The organism is Streptomyces sp. V3I8 (assembly GCF_030817535.1).
Taxonomy (GTDB): Bacteria; Actinomycetota; Actinomycetes; order Streptomycetales; family Streptomycetaceae; genus Streptomyces.
Map to the genome: position 1 here is coordinate 8,457,297 of NZ_JAUSZL010000002.1, position 18,314 is coordinate 8,475,610.

An 18,314-nucleotide genomic window follows, 5' to 3' on the forward strand; every position below is an offset into this window, starting at 1 on the left:
GGCGTCCGCAGTCACCTCCGTCCGCAGCAAGGGAGCCCGCCGTCATGCCGCCCTCGTCCTCCGCACCGCTCCCGCCGTCGTCCTCGTCCTCGCCCTCGCCCTCGCCCTGGAACGTTCACCGGTTGCCGCGTGCAGAGGACCGTGTCGTCCTGGTCACCGGCGGCAACGCGGGCATCGGCTACTTCGTCGCGGAGCAACTGGCCGCGACCGGTGCCACCGTCGTGCTCGGCAGCCGCAGTCCGAGCCGGGCCGAAACCGCCCGGACCGTGATCCGCGCCCATGTCCCCGACGCCCGGGTACGTGTCATGCGGCTGGACCTCGCCGACCTCTCCTCGCTGCGCTCCGCGGTGGACTCCCTGGGGGAGACCCGCCTCGACGCGGTGGTCCACAACGCCGGAGTCGCGCTCGACGACCCGCCGCGCCAGGAGACGGGGGACGGTCACGAGCTCATGTTCGGCACGAACCACCTGGGGCACTTCGCGCTGACCCGGTGGCTGATGCCGCTGCTGTCGGCCGCACCGGCCGCCCGCGTCGTGACCGTGGGCAGCTTCGCGGCGAAGTCCGAGCGGCTGAACCCGGACGACCTCCAGTCCCGCCAGGACTATCGGCCCAAGTGCGCCTACGGCCGCTCCAAACTGGCACAGATGCACTTCGGACTCGAACTGGACCGGCGGCTGCGCGCCGCCGGCAGCGGCGTGGCGAGCGTGGTGGTGCATCCCGGCGGAGCGCTGGACCCGCTGACCCCGCCGCGGCCGCCGGTCCACGCGCGGACCACCGGCGCGCGACTCCTGGCTGCTCCCGCCGCCCTCGTCCTCCAGGGCAAGCACGCGGGCGCCTGGCCGGCGGTCCGGGCGGTGCTGGACCCGGCCGTGCGCGGCGGCCAGCTGTGGGGCCCGTGCGTCTTCGGTCTGCGCGGCAGGCCCCGGCCCGAGCCGATCTGGCACCAGTTGACGGACACCACGGCCGCCAGACGTCTGTGGGAGGCCAGTTGTGAGCTGACCGGCGTGGACTTCAGGACGAGCCGGGGCTAGAGGGCTCGGTCGGCGGACCGACAGGCCGGCAGGCAACCTGCAACAGGTCAACAAGCCAACAGGTCAACAAGCCAACAGGTCAACAAGCCAACAGGTCAACAGGTCAACAGGTCAGTAGGGCAGTAGGGAGAGGACCAGCAGGGGGGCCGAGGAGTGCGGGCGGCCGGGCGGGCCGGTCAGCCCGCCGCCCAGCCCGCGTAGAACAGGCCCACGCCGACGATCACGCAGATGCCCTGGATGGTCCAGAAGCGGACCACGACCAGGACCTCGGACCATCCCTTGAGTTCGAAGTGGTGTTGCAGCGGGGCCATCTTGAAGACCCGCTTGCCGGTCAGCTTGAACGAGCCGACCTGGATGACCACGGACAGGGTGATCAGGACGAAGAGACCGCCCAGCAGGGCGAGCAGCAGTTCCGTGCGCGAGCAGATGGCGAGACCCGCCAGCGCACCGCCGAGGGCGAGCGAGCCGGTGTCACCCATGAAGATCTTGGCGGGCGAGGTGTTCCACCACAGGAACCCGATGCAGGACCCCATCAGCGCGGAGGCGATGACGGCGAGGTCGAGCGGGTCACGTACCTCGATGCAGGACCCCGGGTCGGTGAGGTTCATCGCGTTGGCGCACGAGTTCTGGAACTGCCACAGGCCGATGAAGGTGTAACCGCCGAGGACCATCGCGGAGGCGCCGGTCGCCAGTCCGTCCAGACCGTCGGTGAGGTTCACCCCGTTGGACATGGCCAGGATCATGAACAGGGCGAACGCGACGAACAGCACCGGGCCGATGGTCCAGCCGAAGTCGCTGAGGAAGGACAGCTTCAGGGAGGCCGCCGTCAGTCCGCGATCGTCCTCGAACCGGATGGCCAGTACGGCGAACAGGATGCCCACGATCAGCTGTCCGGCCATCTTCGCCCCGGCCCGCAGTCCCAGTGAGCGCCGCTTCACGATCTTGATGTAGTCGTCGAGGAAGCCGACGACGCCCATGCCCGCCATCAGGAACAGCACCAGGGCACCGGGGTACGTCGGCCCCTCACCGGTGATGACCTTGGTGAGGGCGTACGCGAAGAGCGTGGCCAGGATGAAGGCGATGCCGCCCATGGTGGGGGTGCCGCGCTTGCCGGCGTGGCCGCGGGGCCCGTCGTCCCGGATGTACTGGCCGTAGCCCTTGCGGGCCAGCAACTTGATCAGCAGTGGTGTGCCGCCGAGAGTCAGGAACAGGCCTATGGCCCCGGCAAACAGGATCTGGTTCATCGGACGGCGGTTTTCCCCTCGCTGCGTTCCCGTGCGTGACCGCCGCACCGGTATGGGCGGCTGTCGCAGCCCACACCCTATGCATAGGAGTGATCCCCGTACGCCGGTGGGTAGTTGACGCGGGCCGGAACCGTGCGGTGCCGAAGGTCACCCGGCCGTCGAGCAGATGATGTGCGGCGGGTGGCCCTCCCCTGTGCACGGGCGCGTTCGTGCCGGCCGCCGCCGGCCTGCTGGACGGCGGGCGCGCCACACGCACCGGGCGCACACCGAGGTGCTCGCCGCCCGCGGCCCGCGCGTGCAGGTCGACCCGGACGTGCTCCACATGGACGACGCAGGCGTGTCCACCTCCGCGGGCAGGGCCGCCGCCCTGGACCTGTGCCTGCACCTCGTCCGCCTCGACCACGGCTCGGCGGTCGCCGACGCGGTGGCCCGCCCACTGGTCGTGCCGCCCCACCGGGCGGGCGGCCGGGCCCAGTTCGTCGCCACCCCGGTGCCCGCCCGGGACGACCATCCGCTCACCGCGCTGCTGCCCCGGGTGGTCGGACGCCTCGACCGGCCGCTGACCGTGGAGGACCTGGCACACCGGGCGCGGTCGCGGTCACGCACCCTCGGCCGCCACTTCAACCACACACTCGGCGTGCCGCCGGACACCTACCGGCGTACCTCCGCGCGTGACCGTGACGGCGACCGCGACCGCGACCGCGCGCCCCGCCCCGGCCGACGGACGGGACCAGCCACGACCGTGAACCCGTGCCCGACACCCTCCGGTCGGCCCCCGCCGTCGCGGGGGGCTGCTCACAGCACGGATCCGGGGGACAGCCGGAGCGAGAATCGCCGGTCCCGCGCCTAGCGTGCCGGTACATGACGCCGCAGGAGTCGCATCCCACCGACGACCGGAACACCACCTCGCGCCGCACCGCGTTGGCGCTCGGCACCGCCGCGGCCGCCACGCCGTTGCTGGGCGGAACCCCGGCCCGTGCCGCGAGCGGCGGCCGGCCCGCCCCGGCCACCCCGCTGGACGAGCTGGACATCAGTGAACTGCGCGGGCGGCTGGACGACGGACGACTGGACGCCGAACGGCTCACCCGCCACTACCTGGAGCGCATCGAACGCATCGACCCCATGCTGCACGCGGTGATCGAGGTGAACCCCGACGCGCTGCGGGAGGCCCGGCGGCTGGATGCCGAGGGCGACCCGCGAAAGCCGCTGCACGGCATTCCCGTCCTGCTCAAGGACCTGGTGGAGACCGCGGACCGGATGCACACCACGGCCGGGTCGCTCGCCCTGCTGGGGCTGAGGCCGGCAGCCGACGCCACCGTCGCGGCCAGGCTGCGCGCGGCCGGTGCCGTCATCCTCGGCAAGACCAACCTGAGCGAGTGGGCGGGCGGCATGTCGCTCACCCACCACGCCGGCTGGAGCGCACGCGGCGGCCAGACCAGGAACCCCTACAAACTCGACAGGTCACCGAACGAGTCGAGTTCAGGCAGCGCGGTCGCCGTCGCGGCCGGCCTGTGCGCGGCCGCGATCGGCACGGAGACCAACGGCTCGATCATCGACCCGTCCTCGGCCAACTGCGTCGTCGGGGTGAAGCCGACCGTCGGACTGGTCGGGCGCGGCGGAGTGATCCCCGGCGTGCCGAGCCAGGACAGCGTCGGGCCGATCGCGCGCACCGTCCGCGACGCCGCGATCCTGCTGGGCACCCTCGTCGGGCTCGACGTCCGCGACCCCGCGACCCGGGCGGGCCGCGGCCACTTCCACCGCGACTACACCCGCTTCCTGGACGCCGACGGGCTGCGGGGCGCGCGGATCGGCGTACCGCGGTCGGTGTACTTCGGCTACAGCTCCCATGCCGACGACATCGCGGAACGGGCGATCGCCGTACTGCGCGGAGCCGGAGCGACCGTGGTCGACCCGGCGGACATCCCGACGGCCGAGCGGCTCGAGGACCTGCCCGGCTCGACGGTCGTCCAGGCGTACGAGTTCAAACGCGCGCTGAACGGCTACCTGGCCGACGCCCCCGGTGAACACCCGCGCAACCTGGAAGAGCTGATCGCCTTCAACCGGGAACACGCCGACCGCGAGCTGCGGTACGTACGCCAGGACGGGCTGGAGGCGGTACAGCATCTGGACTTCGGCGAACGCGAGTACCGGGAGGCGCTGGCCACCAACCACCGGCTCGCACGCGCCGAGGGCATCGACGCGGTGCTGCGCCGGCACCGCCTGGACGCGCTGGTGATGCCGACCACCGGGCCGCCGGCCAAGATCGATCTGATCCGCGGGGACACCTACGGCGGTGGCGCCTCCACACCGGCCGCACTCGCCGGCTATCCCGCGGTCAGCGTCCCGGCCGGGTTCGCGTTCGGCCTGCCCGTCGGTGTGACGTTCATGGGCACGGCATGGAGCGAGCCGGTCCTGCTCCGGCTCGCCCACGCCTACGAACAGGCCACCCGGGTCCGACGGCCGCCGGCCTACCGACCGGCGGACGTCGGCTTCTGATCCGGCAGGCGGCGGCCTCCGATCCGGCAGGCGGCCTCCGGTCCGGCGGTACGGCGCGTCCGGCCGGGCGGTCAGCTGCCGGGAACGGTGTCCTGGAACGTGGTGCCCGCGCTGCGGTACGCGTTGAGCTTGGCCGTGACCTGCGCCGGCGTGAGGACCTGGTCCTTCACGTGCAGGACGTAGTCGACCTGCTGGTCGTACGCCCGCGCGGTGGTGCTGGTCTGGCCCGCGAGGTCGATCAGCCACTGGTTGAAGTTGATCGACATCGGCCGCTCCGGCAGGTACGCGGAACCATGGGTGCCGAAGAGCTGCCCGTCGATGTAGTACTTGATGGTGCTGTTGTCGATGGTCAGCACCAGGTCGTGCCAGCCGCTGTAGCTCTGCCGCGCCTCGGTGTGCTCGTTGACCGCCACCCACGGGTCGGCCTGGTAGGTCTCCCAGGACGTGGTGTAGAGGATGTTGGCCGGCTCGCCCCAGCCGCCGTTGGGCAGGTACTCGAAGTCGTACTCGGCGTAGTCGTCGGCCAGCGGTGCCTTGAGGTCGTTGATGGTGAAGAACGTCTGGACGAGACGGTCGCCGTCCGGACCGTACCTGGGCGCGTCGTTGAACCTGACCCGCGCCGCGTAGGTGCCGTTCTTGAACTTCGTCGCCTTGGTGAGGATCTCGGTCTGCCTGGTGCTCGCCGCGGTGCCGGCGGTGGAGGTCTCCAGGTTCATGACGGAGTTGCCGCCCGTGGTGGCGAAGGTGACCTTCTCGGGTGCCCAGGTGGCGCCGGGTACGCCGGGCCCGCCGGAGTTGGAGCGCACGTTCCAGCCGTTCGCCGAGATCCTCGGGTCCGTGTGGCCGCTGTAGTTGAAGTCGTCGAACAGGGTGGGAGCGCCGGCCGGGGGATCGGTCGGCGGGTCGGTGGGCGGGTCCGTCGGCCCGTTGCCCCCGGGAGCCCGGCCCCACACGGTCGTGCCGGCCAGCTGCGCGGTGACCTTGGACCAGTCGCCGTACGACGTCTGGGAGGCGCCGAAGGAGTAGTCGTCGCTCTGGTTCAGCGACGCCCAGTTCGACTGGTGGAAGCGCAGTTGCAGATCGCCGGTGTCGGCGCCCGGGGCGAGCGAGCCGGCGCCGGAGGTGAAGCCGATCTCCAGGTAGCGGTCGGCCGTGGCGGTGGGGGCGGAGAGGGTGCCGAAGGTGCCCGTGACGTTGGCGCAGCCCTTGACGGCCCAGGAGCAGGCGAAGCGGTAGCTCGCGCCCGCCGAGTCGGCCTTGAAGTAGTAGCGGATCTTGACGCCGCTGAGCTGCACGCTCGCGGTGCCGGTGTTCTTCACCTTGAACCAGGGTTCGGCCTGGTCGGCGCCTGCGCCGGGGGCGCTCGTACGGTACTGGACGCTGAGTCCGTCGGCGGCCGCGTTCGCGGTGGCGGGGAGCGCGGTGAGCGCGGCGGCGCCCATGGCCACCGCGACGGCGGTGTGGACGGTGGCGCGCAGCCGGTTCTTGGCGAGCCTCATGGTGTTCCTTCCAGAAAGGTGGGGTGGTTCCCGGAATCGGACAGGTGGGGGGAGGGGAGAAGGGGTCAGGGGTGGCGGTGGACGCCGAGCGCGTCGAGCCGGGCCGTGTGCCCGTCGAGGCGGGACCGGAAGTCGGCCCAGTCGCCCGCGCCGCTCCAGCCGCGGTCGGCGAGGGCGCAGAGCCGCGGATACGTGAGGTACTCGATGTGGGCGGGCGTCGTGACGAACTCGGTCCACAGCTGGGCCTGGGTGCCCAGCACCCGCCCGGCCGCCTCGTCGTCCGCCTCCCCGGGTACGGGATCGTGGGCGTGGACGGCACGCAGTCCGACGACGGCCCCGGGCTGGGCGGGCGGCTCGTGCGGGGCGTCGGACTGGGCGTAGTCGAGGTAGGTGGCCCGGTGGTGGGCGTTGACCACGGAGTGTCCGCGGCGGGCCGCCGTCAGGGTGTGGGCCGGGTCGCGCCAGGTCATCACCGTGAAGTCGCGGGGCAGTTCGGTGCCGGTCTCGGCCCAGCCGACCGGCCGGCGGCCGTGCCGGACGAGGTGCTCACCGACCTTCTCCAGGAACCAGCCGTGCAGCGCCTCGGGGCCCGGCAGGCCCTCCGCCGCCGCCCGGCCCCGGGCGGCGGCGCTGCGCGTCCACTCGGTGGTGGGGCACTCCTCGCCGCCGACGTGGACGTACGGTGACGGGAAGACGTCCATGACCTCGTCGAGGACGGTGCGGCAGAAGTCGAGTGCCTCGTCGTGGACGCCGAGCACGGTGTCGCACACGCCCCACCGCGTCCAGACGTCCAGGGTGCGCTCCGGGTGGTTGCCCAGGTGCGGGTAGGCGGCTAGGGCGGCGCGTACGTGTCCGGGCATCTCGATCTCCGGCATGACGGTGACGCCGCGCATGGCGGCGTACCGGACCAGGCCGGTCAGTTCGGCCCGTGTGTACGCCCCGCCGTGCGGGACGCCGTCGTACGTGCCGCTGCCGTCCGGGCCCTTCTGGGACTCGGCGCGGTGGCCGCCGACCTCGGTGAGCCGGGGGAGGGCGGCGACCGGCATGCGCCAGCCCTGGTCGTCCGTGAGGTGCAGGTGGAACACGCTGATCTTGTGCAGGGCGAGCAGGTCGACGTACCGGCGCAGGTAGGGGACGGGCTGGAAGTGGCGGGCCACGTCCAGCATCGCGCCGCGCCAGGGGTGCCGAGGCACGTCGGTGATGTCGGCGCACGGCAGCAGCCACCGTGTGTCGCGCTGGGAAACCGCCGACAGGGCCTGGGGCGGCAGGAGTTGGCGGACCGTCTGGATGCCGCGGAGGAGGCCGGTGGGGTGCGCGGCGCGCAGCAGCACGGCGTGCGGGGCGACGGTGAGTGCGTACCCCTCCTCGCCCAGGCCGCCGGCTCCGGTGTCGAGCGCGAGGGTGAACCGCCCGTCGGGAGAGGGTGGCAGGGGCAGACCGGTGGCGGGGGCCAGCAGGGTGCGCAGCAGTTCCGCGGCCGGTTCGGTGCCCTCCCCGACGCGCAGTGCGGTGTCGGCGTCGAGCGTGAAGTGTCCCGGCCGGACGCGGGCCTCGGTGGGGCGGGGGACGAGGGTGAGTACGGATGCCTGTGCGGGCACGGATCGCCTCCGGAACTGCGGTCGCGGGGGAGTGCGTGGGGGGAGCGCGGACGGTGTGCGAGGAGTCAGCCCTTGACCGCGCCGGCGGCGAAGCCCGAGGTGACGTGGCGCTGGAGCAGCAGGAACACCACGAGCGCCGGGGCGGCGAAGAGGGTGGAGGCGGCCATGGTGGCGCCCCAGTCGGTGCCGAAGACGTTCTGGAAGGAGGACAGCCACACGGGCAGCGTGCGGTTGTCCTGCTGCTTGATGATGAGGAAGTTGGCGTAGGCGAACTCGTTCCAGGCGGTGATGTAGCCGAACAGCGAGGTGGCCATCAGGCCCGGCGCCAGCAGCGGGAACGCGATGTGCCGGAACGCGCCGAGCCGGGTGCAGCCGTCGACCTGGGCGGACTCCTCCAGCTCAGGGGGGATCGTGCCGATGAAGCCGCGCAGGACGATGACGGTGAAGGGGAGCGTCATCATGAAGTAGACGAGGGTCAGGGTCGGCAGCCGGTCGAGCATGCCGGTGTCCCGGGAGATGATGTAGACCGGGATGATCAGTGACTCCCAGGGCGCCATCTGGGCGATGAAGACCATGAGCATGAACTGCCGGCGTCCCCGCCACCTCATCCGGGCCACCGCGTAGGCGGCGCCGAGCGCGATGATGAGGGAGAGCAGGACCGCGCTCAGGGTGACCAGGACGCTGTTGCGCCAGAACAGGCCGAAGCCGTCGGCGCCGACCGCGGTGCGGAAGTGGTCGAGCGTCCAGGATTCCGGGAGGAACCGCGGACTGTCGGACTGGATGTCCCGGGTCGGGGTGAACGCGGTGGCGACCATCCAGTAGACCGGGAACAGGCAGAGCACGACCGTGACGACGGCGGCGGCGTTCAGGGGGATGCGGCGGACACGGGGCCGGGTGGTGCTCATGCGAGCTCGTCCTCCTGGCGGAACATCTGGCGGAAGTAGAGGACGAGCACGCCCGACATCAGCACGACGGTGACCATGGAGGCCGCCGAGCCGAGGTCGTAGCGCTGGCTCGACAGGGCGGTCTGCACCGCGTACACGGGCAGGATCGTGGTCGCGTCGCCCGGCCCGCCGTTGGTCATCACCCAGATCTGGACGAACGCCTTGAACGTCCAGATCACTTCGAGCGAGAACACCAGCAGGAAGATCGGCCGTACGACCGGGAAGGTGATGGAGCGGAAGATCCGCGGGCCCGACGCCCCGTCCAGCCGCGCCGACTCGTACAGCTCGACGGGCACGGTGGTGAGGGCCGAGTAGAGGGTGATCGCCGCGAACGGCACGGACTGCCACACGATCAGGGCGACGAGGATGGCGAAGGCGGCCGGCCCGTGCGCGAACCAGGCGTAGCGCTCGAAGGAGGCGAACCCCAGGTCGGTCAGGACCGCGTTGACGATGCCGAACTCCGAGTGGAACAGCCACTGGAAGACGGTGGTCGCCGCGATGACGGGCATCGCCCAGGTGAGCACGAGCGCACTGAGGACCGCGGTCCGGCCGAACCGGCCCAGCCGCTCGATCATCAGCGCGACCAGGGTGGACAGCACCATGACGAGGGCGACGTTGACCGCCATGAACAGGAAGGTGCGGCGCACCACCTCCCAGAAGCGGCCGTCGCCCAGCAGTGTGCGGTAGTTGTCGAGCCCGACGAACCGCGCGTCGCCCAGGATGAGCTGGCGCAGCCCGAAGTCCTGCAGCGAGATGACGACCGCGCGGGCGAGGGGGTACACCAGCAGGTAGAGCGTGCCGAGGACGGCGGGGGCGATCAGGACGTACGGCCAGATCCCGCGGCCGCCGCCGTCCCCCGACGGGCGCGGCGGTCCTGAGCCGGTCGTGCGCCGCAGCCGCCGGCTGTTCGGTGCGGGGTGGGGACGGGGCGCGGTCTGCTCCCGGACGGCCGTCACGGCACTCCTCCTGCGCTGTGGGGACGGTGGACGGGTTGCGATGGGTCATGTCGCGGCGGGTCGTGTCGCGGTGGTCGTGCCGGCCGGGGTCAGGAGCCGGTGTTCATCGCCGCGGTGATGGCCTCGGACGCCGTGCGGGCCGCCTTCCGCGCGTCGGCGCCGGTGAGGACGGCGGTCAGGTAGTCCTTGATCGGGTTCTTGGCCTCGACGGCGGCCCAGCCCGGTGTGTTGGGCGTGGCGTGGCCCTCGGCGGCGCCGACCGCCATGGCCGAGGCGCCCGGGTCGGAGGCGACCGCGCCGGCCAGGGTGGTCTTGTTCGGTACGTAGCTCATGGCGACCGCGAGCTTCTTCTGCCAGGCGTCGCCGGTGAGCTCCCTGACGAAGGCGTAGGCCGCGTCCTGCTTGGCGGAGGCGGTGGGGATCACCAGGTCGGAGCCGCCGGTGAAGACCGCGCCGGGTGTGTCGGCGGTCTTGCCCGGGATCGGGAAGAACCCCAGCTTGCCCTTGAGCGCGGGATTGTTCTCGATGACGGTGTTGGCACCGCCGGGGGAGGAGATGACCTGCGCGACCTTCCCCTTGGCCATGACGTCCGCCTGCGGGGGGCCGGCCTCGTCGGAGTCCTTGGGGCCCCTGCCGAGGGCCTGGAGCTCCTTGTAGAACTCCATGCCGCGCAGCGCCTCGGGGGTGTCCAACGCGCCCTTCCAGGTGCCGCCGGACTCGGTGGCCAGGTCGCCGCCCTCGTCCCAGACGAAGCCCGCGAGGGTGTACCAGTTCTGGCCGGGCAGGTAGATGCCCTGCGTACCACCGGTGTCGAGCTTCTTCGTCGCGGCGATCCACTGGTCGCGGGTCTTGATGCGGTCCGCGTCCACGCCCGCCTTCTCGAAGAGGTCGGTGCGGTAGACCACGACACGGTTGGCGGCGTAGTACGGGATGCCGTACTGCCTGCCCTCGTACGCGCCCGGCTCGGCGAGCCCCTTGAGCCAGTCCTTGCCGCCGAGTTCGCCGACCTTGTCGCTGAGGTCGAGCAGCCCCCCGCTCTGCGCGAACCGGGCGACCTGGGTGTTGCCGGTCTCGATGACGTCCGGTGCGTTGCTGCTGGCGAGGGCCGCGGTGACCTTCTCACCGATGCCGTCCCACTCCTGGACCTGCACCTTGACGTCGATGTCGGGGTGCGCGGTCTCGAAGCCCTTGACGAAGTCCTTCCGGAACGCGTCCGAGACGCTGTCGCGCATCAGCCACACGTCGATGGTGGTGCTCCCGTCGGACGCGTCGGAGGAGTCGCCGCAGGCACTCAGCCCCGCGGTCATCACGAGCACGGACACACCGGCAAACAAGCGGAGCTTCACGGTTCACCTCTGGAGGACATGAGCCAACCACCTGACCAGTGAAGCCCACTGGACAGCTCACCTCTCGATGCGGGGACGAAACTGGCATAGACCAATCGGCGTCGTCAACCCCCCTGGCGGCAAAGGGTTTTGACGCCTCGATCAGCCAGGACCCGGACGGTCGCCGACAGGAAGCGGTTACACTTCGCTCCGACCAGGGGAGTGACCGCACGGACCAACTGGTCAACTGGTAAGGGGAGGCCGTGCATGAGGGGGCGCACCATGAAGGAAGACGCACCGGGCGCGGTGCTCAAACGGGAGCGGGTCCGCGACTTCGTCCTCGACCTCGTCGAGTCGAGCCGCCCGGGTGACGCGATCCCCTCCGAGCGTTCCCTGTGCGCCCGCCTGGAGGTGTCCCGCCCGACCCTGCGCGCGGCGGTCGACGAACTCGTCGCCGCGGGACTCCTGGTACGGGAGCACGGCCGCGGCATGTTCGTGGCTCCCGAGAAGATCACCCAGGAACTCGTCTCCGGCCAGCAGAGCATGACCGCGCCGCGGGCCTCCGGCACCTGGTCGAGCCGGCTGCTGGAGTTCACCACCTTCGCGGCCGGCGCGCGCGTGGGCCGCAAGCTGCGCATGTCACCCGCCGCCGACATCGTGTACGTGGCACGGCTGCGCCTGGTCGACGGCGCCCCGATGGCGATCGAGCACCTGCACATCAGGGCCGATCTGGTCCCCGCCCTGTCGGCGCGGGAGCTGGAGGCCGGCGACCTGTACGAGCACCTGCGCGAACAGCACGGCGTGCAGGTGCAGGAGGCCGTCCAGGCGATCGAGCCGACCGTCGTCACCCGGGCCGAGGCCGAGCTGCTCGACGTGCCCGAGCTGTCCCCGGCACTGCTCTTCGAACGGCTCACCTCGGACACCACCGGCCGGCCCGTCGAGTACGTCCACTCGGTCTACCGGGGCGACCGCTACCGCATCGTCTCCCGGCTCACCCTGGACCCTTCGGCCACGGCCCGGTCGGCCCCGCAGGGACACCACCCCGGCATCCCGCCGGGCGACTTCGCGCACCGCGAGACCATCGCGTCCTCCACCCGCGGGGACATCCAGCAGGCCCCGTGAGCGACCGCGCGCCGTCCGTGCCGCAGCCGTGCTGTGCCAGGTCGTGACCGGGTCGTGACCGCGCTTGGGGTGCTTGTGGCACGAGAGGGGTGGGGAACCGGTGGTTCGTGCGGGTCCCGGACTATGTGGTGCGGCATGGGGGAGGCACACTGCATACAGGTAATTCCACGATCAAGAGGAACAGCATGATCACGCTCACCAAGGAAGACGGCCCCGCGGACCTCGACGGAGTGACCCATCTGTCGATCGGCGTGTCCTGGGACCCGACCGTCGGCGCCAGCGGCGGACTGATCGGCAAGCTGCGCCAGAAGACCGGCACGGACCTCGACCTGATCGCCATCGCGATGCAGGGATCGGACCCGGTGCGCCTGGCGGGGCTCGACTCCCTGGACCCGCTGGGCAACGGCTCGCTGGTGCACACCGGCGACAACCAGACCGGCAAGGGCGCCGGTGACGACGAGACGGTGACCGTCGAGTTCGCCCGCGTCCCGCAGAACATCACCTCGATCGTCTTCGTCGCCGCCGCCTACAAGAAGAGCAGCTCCTTCCAGAAGGCGCGCAACATCAGTTTCAAGGTGTACGACGCGAGCGGGGGCAGCACCCAGCAGGTCGCGGACATCTGGCCGAGCCTGCTCAGCAACGACAACGGCTGCGCCGTGGCGAAGGCGATCCGGGTCGGCGGGGCCTGGAAGCTGCAGGTGATCAACGAGACCGGCAAGATCAAGCAGGGCGACGAGCAGGCCCTGATGCGCTTCGCCGCCAGCAAGTAGGCCGTACCCGGCAAGCCGTCCCCGGCAAGCCGTGGCGAGCGGGCGGTGCCGGGCGAGCCGTACCGGGCAGGTCGTTTCCAGCGGTTCCCGCAGGGCCGTGACGGGCCGGTGCCGACACGTGTCGGCACCGGCCCACCTGCGTCTTCGCGCGGTGCGGCAGCCGCGGGCCACGGCGTCGGCACCTGTGCGCAGGCTAAGAGTGTACGTTCGTACGCTCTCGCTATAGGCTCTCGCGCATGACTGTTGACGTACTGCGCCGGCCCGCGGCGGCCGAACGGCGGGCTCGCGTAGCCGTTGCCGTGCTGTTCTTCACCAACGGCGCCCTGTTCGCCAACCTGCTGCCGAGGTATCCGCAGATCAAGGCGGACCTCGGCATCGGCAACGCGGCCTACGGCCTGGCCGTGGCGGCGTTCCCGGCGGGCGCCGTCGCGGCCGGCCTCGCGGCGGGGGTGGCCGTCCGGCGGCTGGGCTCGGCGCGCGCCGCGGTGGCCGGCACCCTGCTGACCGGCGCGGGCATCCTCGTCGCGGGCCTCGCGGACTCGGTGGCGCTGTTCGCGGCGGCACTGTTCCTGGCCGGGGCCATGGACGCGATCACCGATGTCGCGCAGAACGCCCACGGGCTGCGCGTGCAGCGCCGCTACGGACGCTCCATCATCAACTCCTTCCACGCGATCTGGTCCATCGGCGCCGTCGTCGGCGGATCCATGGCCGCCGCGGCGATAGCGCTCGGCCTCTCCCTGGGGCAGCACCTGGCGATCTCCGGAGTGGTGTTCGCGGTCGCGGCCTGTGTCGCCCTGCGGTTCTGCCTGACCGGCCCGGACACCGGACCGGCGGAAGGGGACGGAGCGAACCCCTCGGGCCCCTCGGACCTGTCGGACCTGTCGGACCTGTCGGGCTCGGAGTCCGCGCCGGAGGCGGTTGCCGGCCGGCGCGGAGAGCGGTGGGACGGGCGTCCGGCGCCGGGCCGGCGCACCGCGTACGTGCTGGCCGCGCTCGTGCTCATCGCCACGGCCGGCACGCTCGTCGAGGACGCGGGCAACTCCTGGGCCGCGCTCTATCTCTCCGGTTCGCTGTCCGCGTCGGTGACGCTGGCGGCCTCCGGCTACATCGCCCTGGTGGGGGCCCAGTTCGTCGGCCGCATCATCGGCGACCGGCTCGTCGACCGGTTCGGCCAGCGCGCGGTGGCCCGGACCGGTGGTCTCGTCGTCGTGGCCGGCATGGGCCTGGCGCTCGCCGTGCCCACGGTGCCCGGAACGATCCTCGGCTTCGCCGCCGCCGGGTTCGGTGTGGCGACGCTCGTCCCCGCGGCGATGCACGAGGCCGACGAACTGCCCGGCCTCAAGCCCGGTTCGGGGCTGGCCATCGTCTCCTGGCTGATGCGCCTGGGCTTCCTGCTCTCCCCGCCGGTCGTCGGCCTGGTGGCGGACGCCACCAGTCTGCGGGTGGGGCTCCTGGTGGTGCCCCTCGCCGGTCTGCTGGTGCTGCTGTTCGCGGGTGTGCTGCGGGGCAAGCGGCAGTAGGCGGAAACCTTCCGGAGGTGCCGGCGGGCGGGACCCGGCGGAACCCCGCGCTTCCCGGGCCGCGGACCGACGCCGAGTGTACGATCGTACGCATGTCGACGGATTACTTCGCGCAGGATCCCCGCACGAACCTCGAACGCATGGCGGCGGGCGACCTCTACATCGCCGACGATCCCGAGATCGCCCGCCGGCAGCAGCGCGCCGTGCGGCTGGCCGCCCGCTTCCAGGCGGCCTTCGCCGAGGACGCCGGGGCGGCCCGGTCGATTCTCGCCGAACTGCTCGGCGCCGTGGGCCCGGAGGCACACGTACGGCCGCCGCTGTACGTCGACTACGGCAGCAACATCACCATCGGCGCACGCACCTTCGTGAACTACAACCTGACCGCGCTGGACGTCGCGGCCATCACCATCGGCGAGGACTGCCAGATCGGGCCGAACGTCCAACTGCTCACCCCCACCCACCCCTTGGAGCCGCAGCCCCGGCGCGACAAGCTGGAGGCCGCCCGCCCGATCACCATCGGCGACAACGTGTGGCTCGGGGGAGGCGTCATCGTCCTGCCCGGTGTCACCATCGGGGACGACTCCGTCATCGGCGCGGGCGCGGTGGTGACGAAGGACGTGCCCGCCGGTGTCGTGGCCGTCGGCAACCCCGCCCGGCAGGTCCGCACCCTCTAGGCTCCCGCCATGGCCACCGGACACACTGACCCGCAGCGCCGCGAGCGCATCCTCGCGGCGTGCCTCGACCTCATCGCCGAAGAAGGGCTCGCGCACGTCTCCCACCGGAAGATCGCCGCCCGCGCCGGTGTCCCCCTGGGATCGATGACGTACCACTTCAACGGCATGGACGAGCTGCTGCGGGAGGCGTTCAGGCGCTTCGCCGACCACATCGTCGCCGTCTTCGACGCCCATCTCTCCGCCCCGGCCGACCGTGACGCGGCCCGCGAGGCGGTGGCGGATCTCGTCCACGTCCTGTCCGAGGGCAGCCAGCGGGACCTCGTCCTCACCCAGGAGCTGTACATCCTGGCCGCCCGCCGGCCCGCGTACCGGGAACTCACCCACGAGTGGATGGGCCGCAGCCGCGTCCACCTGGAGAAGCACTTCGACCCGGACACGGCCCGCCAACTCGACGCACTCATCGAGGGGTTGACCCTGCACCGCGCCCTGGACAACGAACCGCACGACCGTGCCCTGACCCTCGAGGCCGTCACCCGGATCACCACGACCGGCGCGCGCGGGAACTGATCAGGAATCGAGAAGCGCGGACCCCCGCTCCGCGCTTAGCGTGGCTGCCACGGACGTCCTCGCGACCCGGACGGACGTCCTCGCGACCCAGATGGAGACACGATGAGCATGGCCCCGACGCCGGACGGGCAGTCGCCCGCGCCGCACGCCGCCGACAGCCACGACCTGATCCGTGTGCACGGCGCGCGCGAGAACAACCTCAGGGACGTCAGCATCGAGATCCCCAAGCGCCGCCTGACGGTCTTCACCGGTGTCTCCGGTTCGGGCAAGAGCTCGCTGGTGTTCGACACGATCGCCGCGGAGTCGCAGCGGATGATCAACGAGACGTACAGCGCCTTCGTGCAGGGCTTCATGCCGACGCAGGCGCGGCCCGACGTCGACGTGCTCGACGGACTGACGACCGCGATCATCGTCGACCAGCAGCGCCTCGGCGCGGACCCCCGTTCCACGGTCGGCACCGTCACGGACGCCAACGCGATGCTGCGCATCCTCTTCAGCCGGCTCGCGCAGCCGCACGTCGGCCCGCCCGGCGCGTACTCCTTCAACGTGGCCTCGGTGTCGGCGAGTGGCGGATTCAGGGTCGAGCGCGGCGCCGAGAGGACCAGGACCGAGAAGGTGACGTTCAGCCGTACCGGCGGGATGTGCACGCGCTGCGAGGGGCGCGGTTCGGTCTCCGACATCGACCTCACCCAGCTCTACGACGACACGAAGTCGATCGCCGAGGGCGCGTTCACCATCCCCGGCTGGAAGTCGGACAACGTCTGGACCGTGGGCATCTACGCCGAGTCCGGATTCTTCGACCCCCGCAAGCCGATCCGCGACTTCACCGCGCAGGAGATGCGGGACTTCCTCCACGGCGAGCCGGTCAAGGTGAAGGTCAACGGCGTCAACCTCACCTACGAGGGACTGATCCCCAAGATCCAGAAGTCGTTCCTGTCCAAGGACAAGGAGGCGATGCAGCCGCACATCCGGGCGTTCGTGGAGCGGGCGGTCACCTTCACCGCCTGCCCGGAGTGCGAGGGCACCCGCCTCAGCGCCGCGGTCCGCGGGTCGAGGATCGGCAAGCTCAGCATCGCCGACGCCTGCGCGATGGAGATCCGGGACCTCGCCGAGTGGGTGCGCGGACTCGACGAGCCGTCCGTGGCGCCGCTGCTCACCGCGCTGCGGGGAACCCTCGACTCGTTCGTGGAGATCGGCCTCGGCTACCTCTCGCTGGAGCGCCCCTCGGGCACGCTGTCGGGCGGCGAGGCGCAGCGCGTGAAGATGATCCGCCACCTCGGCTCCTCGCTCACCGATGTCACGTACGTCTTCGACGAGCCCACCATCGGCCTGCACCCGCACGACATCCGGCGGATGAACGACCTGCTGCTGCGGCTGCGGGACAAGGGCAACACGGTGCTCGTCGTGGAGCACAAGCCGGAGGCCATCGCGATCGCCGACCACGTCGTCGACCTCGGTCCCGGCGCCGGCACGGCGGGCGGCACCGTCTGCTTCGAGGGCACCCTGGAAGGGCTGCGCGCGGCCGGCACGCTCACCGGCCGCCACCTGGACGACCGGGCCGCCGTCAAGGAGTCGGTGCGCACGCCCACGGGCGCGCTGGAGATCCGCGGCGCGAACACCCACAACCTGCGGGACGTCGACGTCGACATCCCGCTCGGGGTGCTGTGCGTGGTCACCGGGGTCGCCGGCTCGGGCAAGAGCTCGCTCCTGCACGGGTCGCTCCGCGCCGGTGAAGGGGTGGTGTCGGTCGACCAGGGGGCGATCCGCGGTTCGCGCCGGAGCAACCCGGCCACGTACACCGGACTGCTCGACCCGATCCGCAAGGCCTTCGCGAAGGCCAACGGCGTCAAGCCGGCGCTGTTCAGCGCCAACTCCGAGGGTGCCTGTCCGCACTGCAACGGCGCCGGGGTCGTCTACACCGACCTCGGCATGATGGCCGGCATCTCCACCACCTGCGAGGAGTGCGAGGGCAAACGGTACGACGCCTCGGTCCTCGAACACCGCTTCGGCGGCCGGGACATCAGCGAGGTGCTCGCGATGCCGGTGTCCGAGGCGCAGGAGTTCTTCGGCGCGGGTGACGCGCGCACGCCGGCCGCGCACAGGATCCTGACCCGGCTCGCCGACGTCGGGCTCGGCTACCTCACCCTCGGGCAGCCGCTCACCACACTGTCCGGCGGCGAACGCCAGCGGCTCAAGCTGGCCACCAACATGGCGGAGCAGGGCGGCGTCTACATCCTCGACGAACCGACCACCGGCCTCCACCTCGCCGACGTCGAGCAGCTCCTCGGCCTGCTCGACCGGCTCGTCGACTCCGGCAAGTCGGTCGTCGTCATCGAGCACCACCAGGCCGTGATGGCCCACGCCGACTGGATCGTCGACCTCGGTCCCGGCGCCGGGCACGACGGCGGACGGGTGGTGTTCGAGGGCACGCCCGCCGACCTGGTGGCGGCGCGCTCGACCGTCACCGGTGAACACCTGGCGGCGTACGTGGGCGCCTGACCCGCGGCTCGCGCCGACCCGCGCCCTGTGCGGACGGCGATCCTCGTGCAGCGGTGGAAGACGGTGGAC

The 18,314-nt window shown here is 71.5% G+C and carries 14 protein-coding genes and 1 pseudogene; 9 read left to right on the plus strand and 6 right to left on the minus strand.

All coding sequences use genetic code 11. The features are described 5' to 3' along the window. Positions 1–44: 44 nt before the first annotated feature. On the plus strand, positions 45–1,031 hold the full coding sequence (locus QFZ75_RS37320; RefSeq protein ID WP_307543856.1) for an SDR family NAD(P)-dependent oxidoreductase: 987 nt from the start codon (positions 45–47) through the stop codon (positions 1,029–1,031). Positions 1,032–1,207: 176 nt separating this feature from the next. On the opposite strand, the gene mraY is transcribed toward QFZ75_RS37320, so the two are convergent. Next, on the minus strand, positions 1,208–2,275 hold the full coding sequence (gene mraY / locus QFZ75_RS37325) for a phospho-N-acetylmuramoyl-pentapeptide-transferase (RefSeq protein ID WP_307543857.1): 1,068 nt from the start codon (positions 2,273–2,275) through the stop codon (positions 1,208–1,210). Between the two features lie 191 nt (positions 2,276–2,466). Here mraY and QFZ75_RS37330 point away from each other — a divergent pair. Beyond that, positions 2,467–3,125 (plus strand): annotated as a pseudogene (locus tag QFZ75_RS37330) (hypothetical protein); the annotation flags it as partial. A gap of 11 nt (positions 3,126–3,136) precedes the next feature. Further along, the gene (locus QFZ75_RS37335; RefSeq protein ID WP_307543858.1) at positions 3,137–4,771 is read left to right on the plus strand and encodes an amidase; all 1,635 of its coding nucleotides are present in this window, start codon (positions 3,137–3,139) and stop codon (positions 4,769–4,771) included. A 71-nt stretch (positions 4,772–4,842) separates the two neighbouring features. Here the strand turns inward: QFZ75_RS37335 and QFZ75_RS37340 are convergent, their stop codons facing one another. The 5 genes from QFZ75_RS37340 to QFZ75_RS37360 form a co-directional block, all read right to left on the minus strand. Then, the gene (locus QFZ75_RS37340) at positions 4,843–6,270 is read right to left on the minus strand and encodes a cellulose binding domain-containing protein (RefSeq protein ID WP_307543859.1); all 1,428 of its coding nucleotides are present in this window, start codon (positions 6,268–6,270) and stop codon (positions 4,843–4,845) included. Between the two features lie 65 nt (positions 6,271–6,335). Next, positions 6,336–7,868: a beta-N-acetylhexosaminidase gene (locus QFZ75_RS37345; protein ID WP_307543860.1), complete on the minus strand. Its 1,533-nt coding sequence runs from the start codon at positions 7,866–7,868 to the stop codon at positions 6,336–6,338. 65 nt (positions 7,869–7,933) lie between these two features. Then, positions 7,934–8,773 carry a carbohydrate ABC transporter permease gene (locus QFZ75_RS37350; protein WP_307543861.1) on the minus strand — a complete coding sequence of 280 codons (840 nt, stop codon included), beginning with the start codon at positions 8,771–8,773 and terminating at the stop codon, positions 7,934–7,936. Further along, positions 8,770–9,768: a carbohydrate ABC transporter permease gene (locus tag QFZ75_RS37355; protein ID WP_307543862.1), complete on the minus strand. Its 999-nt coding sequence runs from the start codon at positions 9,766–9,768 to the stop codon at positions 8,770–8,772. The genes QFZ75_RS37350 and QFZ75_RS37355 overlap by 4 nt, the downstream gene beginning before the upstream one ends. Before the next feature lie 89 nt (positions 9,769–9,857). Then, complete coding sequence (locus tag QFZ75_RS37360; protein WP_307543863.1) at positions 9,858–11,114, minus strand: extracellular solute-binding protein; 1,257 nt, start codon at positions 11,112–11,114, stop codon at positions 9,858–9,860. 261 nt (positions 11,115–11,375) lie between these two features. On the opposite strand from QFZ75_RS37360, the gene QFZ75_RS37365 reads away from it, so the two are divergent. The 6 genes from QFZ75_RS37365 to QFZ75_RS37390 all read left to right on the plus strand — a co-directional run bounded on the left by QFZ75_RS37365 (position 11,376) and on the right by QFZ75_RS37390 (position 18,245). After that, complete coding sequence (locus tag QFZ75_RS37365) at positions 11,376–12,215, plus strand: GntR family transcriptional regulator (protein WP_307543864.1); 840 nt, start codon at positions 11,376–11,378, stop codon at positions 12,213–12,215. A gap of 185 nt (positions 12,216–12,400) precedes the next feature. Next, positions 12,401–12,985, plus strand: a complete 585-nt coding sequence (locus QFZ75_RS37370) for a TerD family protein (RefSeq protein WP_373466003.1) — start codon at positions 12,401–12,403, stop codon at positions 12,983–12,985. Between the two features lie 236 nt (positions 12,986–13,221). After that, positions 13,222–14,505 (plus strand): MFS transporter, encoded by a 1,284-nt coding sequence (locus tag QFZ75_RS37375; protein WP_307543865.1) that lies wholly within the window; start codon positions 13,222–13,224, stop codon positions 14,503–14,505. 92 nt (positions 14,506–14,597) lie between these two features. Then, on the plus strand, positions 14,598–15,179 hold the full coding sequence (locus QFZ75_RS37380; RefSeq protein ID WP_307543866.1) for a sugar O-acetyltransferase: 582 nt from the start codon (positions 14,598–14,600) through the stop codon (positions 15,177–15,179). Between the two features lie 9 nt (positions 15,180–15,188). After that, positions 15,189–15,746, plus strand: a complete 558-nt coding sequence (locus tag QFZ75_RS37385) for a TetR/AcrR family transcriptional regulator (RefSeq protein WP_307543867.1) — start codon at positions 15,189–15,191, stop codon at positions 15,744–15,746. 102 nt (positions 15,747–15,848) lie between these two features. Then, positions 15,849–18,245 (plus strand): excinuclease ABC subunit UvrA, encoded by a 2,397-nt coding sequence (locus QFZ75_RS37390; protein WP_307543868.1) that lies wholly within the window; start codon positions 15,849–15,851, stop codon positions 18,243–18,245. The last annotated feature ends 69 nt before the right edge of the window (positions 18,246–18,314 follow it).

Excerpts from the sequence above, each read along its gene's own strand:
- QFZ75_RS37320 (WP_307543856.1), top strand. The coding sequence starts at position 45 with ATGCCGCCCTCGTCCTCCGCACCGCTCCCGCCGTCGTCCTCGTCCTCG.
- mraY (WP_307543857.1), bottom strand. The coding sequence starts at position 2,275 with ATGAACCAGATCCTGTTTGCCGGGGCCATAGGCCTGTTCCTGACTCTC.
- QFZ75_RS37335 (WP_307543858.1), top strand. The coding sequence starts at position 3,137 with ATGACGCCGCAGGAGTCGCATCCCACCGACGACCGGAACACCACCTCG.
- QFZ75_RS37340 (WP_307543859.1), bottom strand. The coding sequence starts at position 6,270 with ATGAGGCTCGCCAAGAACCGGCTGCGCGCCACCGTCCACACCGCCGTC.
- QFZ75_RS37350 (WP_307543861.1), bottom strand. The coding sequence starts at position 8,773 with ATGAGCACCACCCGGCCCCGTGTCCGCCGCATCCCCCTGAACGCCGCC.
- QFZ75_RS37365 (WP_307543864.1), top strand. The coding sequence starts at position 11,376 with ATGAAGGAAGACGCACCGGGCGCGGTGCTCAAACGGGAGCGGGTCCGC.
- QFZ75_RS37370 (WP_373466003.1), top strand. The coding sequence starts at position 12,401 with ATGATCACGCTCACCAAGGAAGACGGCCCCGCGGACCTCGACGGAGTG.
- QFZ75_RS37375 (WP_307543865.1), top strand. The coding sequence starts at position 13,222 with ATGACTGTTGACGTACTGCGCCGGCCCGCGGCGGCCGAACGGCGGGCT.
- QFZ75_RS37380 (WP_307543866.1), top strand. The coding sequence starts at position 14,598 with ATGTCGACGGATTACTTCGCGCAGGATCCCCGCACGAACCTCGAACGC.
- QFZ75_RS37385 (WP_307543867.1), top strand. The coding sequence starts at position 15,189 with ATGGCCACCGGACACACTGACCCGCAGCGCCGCGAGCGCATCCTCGCG.
- QFZ75_RS37390 (WP_307543868.1), top strand. The coding sequence starts at position 15,849 with ATGAGCATGGCCCCGACGCCGGACGGGCAGTCGCCCGCGCCGCACGCC.